The organism is Chromobacterium sp. IRSSSOUMB001 (genome assembly GCF_023507765.1).
Taxonomy (GTDB): domain Bacteria; phylum Pseudomonadota; class Gammaproteobacteria; order Burkholderiales; family Chromobacteriaceae; genus Chromobacterium; species Chromobacterium haemolyticum.
This window is the reverse complement of the sequence record NZ_JALCYU010000039.1, coordinates 1-5,047: the sequence shown is the minus strand read 5'-3', so window position 1 is coordinate 5,047 and position 5,047 is coordinate 1. Positions and strand designations below refer to the sequence as shown.

At 70.0% G+C, this 5,047-nt stretch carries 1 protein-coding gene; it reads right to left on the bottom strand.

All coding sequences use genetic code 11. From position 1 onward, the window contains the following. Positions 1–4,981: RHS repeat domain-containing protein (locus MOV80_RS23140; protein WP_249605547.1), on the bottom strand; the 4,981-nt coding region annotated here is incomplete at its 3' end. Between the last annotated feature and the right edge of the window lie 66 nt (positions 4,982–5,047).

The window sequence follows — 5,047 nt, the reverse complement described above, 5'->3', positions numbered from 1 at the left end:
CACCCAAGGCCTGGCCCGCCGCGTTGAACCACACGATGTGCAGGCTGGTATTCGCGCGATGCGCGCCGGTGTACACCGAGAAGGCGTAACGGCGTCCCGCCTGCACCGGCACGCTTTGCACCAGTTCCTGGTAGGCGTCTTGCGGATGACGACCGGTCTGGTGCAGATAGACGGTGTTCTCGCCAGCCAGGCCCTCCGCTACCCGCCAGTCGGCGCTCAGGTTGCCGCCCACTTCGGCGTCAGCGTTCCACGCGCCATAGCCCCAGTTCGCCACCTTGCCCGGCGCCGAGGCTTCGAACAGGCTGTTGCGCAGCAGGTTGGCGCGGGCGCCGTCTTGCAGGCGTTCGGCCGACAGCCCCATCTGCGCCAGGCTCTTGGCGTAACGGATGGTGTCCGTCACCCGGCCCGCCGCGTCGTAGCGACGCTCGGTCACATTGCCCGCGGCATCGATGCTCAGGCTCGGACGCCCCATCGCGTCGTACACTGTGCGCGTGCTCTGGTCTTTCTCATGCGTCGTCACCTTCCCCGACAGATCGCTCTCCGTCAGCGCGGTGCCCAGGTTGTACACCGATACCGGCGTCGCGTAGCGTCGGCTTTGCACCGCCTGCCCCGCCGCGTCGTACACCGTTTCCGTCAGATGGCCCAGCGTGTTCAGGCTATAGCGCACACGGTCATTGCCGTCGTAGATGTAGCGGGCGATGTTGCCCATCGCATCGGTCTTGGCCACCACGTTGCCATTGCCGTCGTACTGGTAAACCGTGCTCTGCTTCAGCCCGTCCGGGTCCACCGTCTCCCGCACCCGACGACCGGCGCCGTCGTATTCGTATTCGGTGGTCTTCGCCTGCGCCGTCCCCGCCGCTTCGGTCACCCGGATTTGCCGTCCTTGGGCGTCGTAGCCGTAAACCGTGCTCAGCTTGAGGCCGTCCGGGTCGACGATCAGGCTTTGCAGCCGGCCCGCCGCGTCGTAACGCTGTTCGCTCACCCGTCCATTGGGTTCGGTCTGCCGCAGCACCCGGCCCTGCGCGTCGTACTCGGTGCGGCTGCTCAGTTTCAGGCCGTCCGGGTCCACGGTGCGCTGCAGCACCCGGCCCGCCGCGTCGTACTGGTAGACGGTGCGGGTGCCGTTGGCGTCGACGCTTTCGATCTGATGACCGGCGCTGTCGTAAGTGCTGCGGGTGGTCCCCGCCGGGGTGGTGGTGCTCAGCAGTTGGCCGTCGCGGTTGTAGCGGTAGCTCGTCGCCTGACCCAGACCGTCGATCAGTTTGACGGTTTCGCCGTGGCCGTTCTTCTGGGTGATGAGCTGGACGCCGTCCGCCTGGGTGACGGTGACGCGGCCGTTCGCGTCGTCGTAGGCGGTGGCGGTCACGTGGCCCAGCGCGTCGGTCTGGCTCAGCACCCGGCCGAAGGCGTCGTAGACGCTGCTTTGCCGTCCACCTTGCGGGTCTTGGACGCGGATCTGGCGGCCCAGTTTGTCGTAGTCGATGCGGCGGCGGTTGCCGTTGGCGTCGACGCTTTCGATCTGCCGCCCGAAGGCGTCGTAGCTCGATGTCGTCCGCAGCGCCAGTCCTTCGGCGTCGCGGCTCTGGCTCTGCAGTTGGCCGCGCCGGTCGTAGCCGTTGTTCTGCAAGCTGCTGCGCGCGGCGTCCAGCCGCAGCCGGTGGCCGACGGCTTCGCCGAAGGCGTTGTAGCTCCACTGTTCGCGTTCAGCGTTCAGGCGGTCGCCGGCGGCGATGCGTTGGCCCAGCCGGTTATATTGATTGGTTTCGAGGCGGTCGCTGTCGCTTTGCAGCCCGCCGGGCAAGGCGCTTGAGCTGCCCCCGTTCTGCGCGGCCAGCGCGTCGGCGCCCAGCCGGGTGGCGTAGCGCTGGGTGGCGATGACTTCGCCGAAGGCGTTGTAGCGCACTTCGCTGATTTCGCCCAGGCTGTTGAGGGTGTGGCTGAGGCGGCCGGCGGCGTCGTAGTAGTACAGGGTGCGCGCGCCGGCGCCGCCCTGGCCGTCGGGGCCGAGGCTGGCGGTGCGTTGGCCGCCGGCGTTGTAGTAGTGGCGGGTGCCCCAGCGCGCCCAGACGGCGTCGATTTGCTGGGCGCTAGCATCGGCGCCGAGCGCGCTCAGCGCCTGGGCGCCTTCGCCGCTCAGTTCCTGGCTTAGCCGGCCTTGGCTGTCGTAGCGTTTGAGTTGGCTGCGCGCCTCGTCGCCGGCCTCGCGGGTGGTGGCGATCACCTGGCCCTGGGCGTCGTACTGGTAGCGGACGATCAGGCCGCTCGGCCGGTGTTCTTCGCGCAGCAGCCGGTCGGCGGCGTCGTATTGGCGCAGCACTTGGCGGTCGTTGCGGTCGGCCGCCGGGCGCAAGGCGGCCAGGCTGTCGCCGCCGCCGACGCGCGTGGCGTAGCGTATCGTCTGCGCGATGCGGCCTTGGCCGTCGTAGACGGTTTCGTCGAGGTAGCCTTCGGCGTCGATCCGGCCCACCAGCCGGCCGGCGCCGTCGTACAGATTGCGCGTGCGTTGGTCGGCGTCGTCGCGGGGCGGACGCAGCGCGTCCAGGCTGTCGCCGGCCTGGGCGCGTTGCGCGTAGCGCACGGTGTCGAGCGCGCGCCCGGCGCCGTCGTAGCGGGTTTCGCTCAGATAGCCTTCGCCGTCCAGGCTGGCCAGCAGCAGGCCGTCGCGGTCGTAGTAGCGGCGGCTGACGCGGTCTCCCGTCGGATCGGCCGCCGGCTGCAGTTTGGCGTCGGCCGGGTCGAGTTCGCCGGCTTGGCTGGCCAGCGCCGCCAGGGTGTCGGCGCTCAGCCGCGTCGCGTAGCGGGTGCTGTGCGTCAGCCGGCCTGCGGCGTCGTATTGGTGGCGTTCGACGCCGCCTTCGGCGTCTATGGTTTGGATCAGGCGGCCCAGGCTGTCGTACAGTCGGCGCTCGACGCGGTCCTCCGCCGGATTCGCCGCCGGCCGCAGCGCGGCCAGCGACAGCGTCGCCGGATCGCCGCTCAGCCGGCTCGGGTCGACCCGGGTCGCGTAGCGCAGGCTGGCGATCACTTGGTCGTTGCCGTTGTAGCGCCATTCGGTGACGCCGCCCGCGGCGTCGATCTGGCCCACTTTGCGGCCCCGCTCGTCGTATAACAGATAGCTGGCGGCGCCGTTGGCGTCGGTCAACTTGACCGGCAGCTGGCGCGCGTTGTACTCGGTGCGCGCGGTGCCCAGCGCGCCGCCGGCGTCTTGCTGCACCACGGAGAGCAGTTGGCCGGCCGCGTCGTAGCTGCTCACCGTGCTCAGGCCGTTGCTCAGGCTGATCCGGGTCTGCCGTTGCGCGTCCTGGTAGACGGTGGTGGTGGCCACGCCGTGGCCGTCCCGGCTGCGCACCACGCGGTTCAGGCCGTCGTAGAGGTAGTCGGCCAGCACCGCGCCGCTGACGCCGTCGAGCTTCTGCAGCAGATTGCCCGCCGGGTCGTAGACATAGCGCACGCCGCTGTGCCGGCCGTCCGCCACCCCCTTGCCCTCGGCGTCCAGCGTCGCGTAGCGGGTGGTGCCGGCCACCAGGCCGCGCAGGTCGTAGCTCGTGTCGGTGCGTTCGATGCGGGACCGGTCCTGCCGCGCCGCCCAGGCTTGCAGTTCGGCTTCGCCGGTGGCGTCGTCGGCGCCGGCGAACACGCCGCCCTGGTACAGCAGCCGGCTGACTTCGCGGCCCTGGGCGTCGTAGCGGCGCTCTTCCACCCGTCCTTCGGCGCTCAGGCTGAAGCGCAGCCGCAGGCCGCTGGCGTCGTAAACGTTGCGGCGGGTGCCGGCGCCGTCGACGGTTTCGCTCAACACCTGGTTCTGGGCGTTGTAGCGGCGCCGGGTCTGCTGCCCTTGCGCGTCGCGCACGCCCACCCGGTTGCCGGCGGCGTCGTAGTCGAAACGGCTGCTCTGCCCGCGGCCGTCGGTGACCGCGCTCACCCGGCCGTGCTCGTCGTAGTCGAAGCGTTGTTCCACCCCGCCGGCGGCCACCCGCTGCAGCAGGCCGTCGCGGTAGTTCAGCTCGGTGCGCAGGCCGGCGGCGTCGCGGACCACGGTGCGCTGCCCCCCGGCGTCGTAGTCGAAGGTGGTGGTCAGCGTCTGCTCGCCGCGCACGTCGCTGACGCTGAGCACACGGTAGTCGCCGTCCACCTGCGCATAGGCGAAGTCCAGCCGGCTGCCGTCGCTCTGCTGCAGGCTAGCCAGCCGCTGGCTGGCGCCATCGTAGACATAGCGGGTGGTGTAGACCTGGCCGTCGGCGACGCTGTTGTCGTCGGGACTCAGGTCGGTGATCACGCTGCTCAGCCGGTTCTGTTCGTCGTAGCCGTAGCGGGTGCGGGTCAGCGTCTTGCTCTGCTCGCCGTCCCGGTACACGCTGCGCAGCTGGCTCAGATGGCCCTGGGCGTCGTAGTCGACGAACAGCGTCTCGCCGTCGGCGCTGCGCAGGCCGACGATGCGGCCGGCGCCGTCGTAGTCCAGCGTGACGGTCTGGCCGTCGCGGCTTTGCACTTGCTGCAGCCGGCCGGCGCCGTCGTAGCGCTCCTGGCTCCGGCTGTCGCCGTCGGTCCAGGTCCAGGCCTGACCGTCCCAGCGCACCGTGTCTTCGGCGCCGGCGCCGCCTTGCGCCAGATACAAGCCCCGCGCCGTGTCGTAGCGGTACAGCGTGTCGCTGCCGTCCTCGGCCTGGCGGCGCAGTTGCGAGCCGGCGCTGCCCGGCGCGCCGTTGAAGTCGAACAGCTGGCGGCTGTAGCCCAGCCGCCAGTTGCCGGCGTCGCCGCCTCGGCCCTGGCTGTTGTAGGTGCGGAGCAGTTGAATCGGCAGGCCGTTGCCGGCGAGGAATTCGTCGCGCCGCTGCAGCACCAGGTTGCCGTTGCCGGCGTTGACGTAGACCCGTTCGCCGCCGCGGCCGAAGGCGGCCTCGCCCAATTGACCCTGCCCGCCCAAGGCCGCCAGCGAACTGTTCTGCAAGCCCAAACCCACGCCCGACACCACTGCAACCATACCGACCTCTCGAAAATCAGATTATTTCGAGGAGTCTTATCTAGGGTTTTAGGGGAAAGTTTAGGC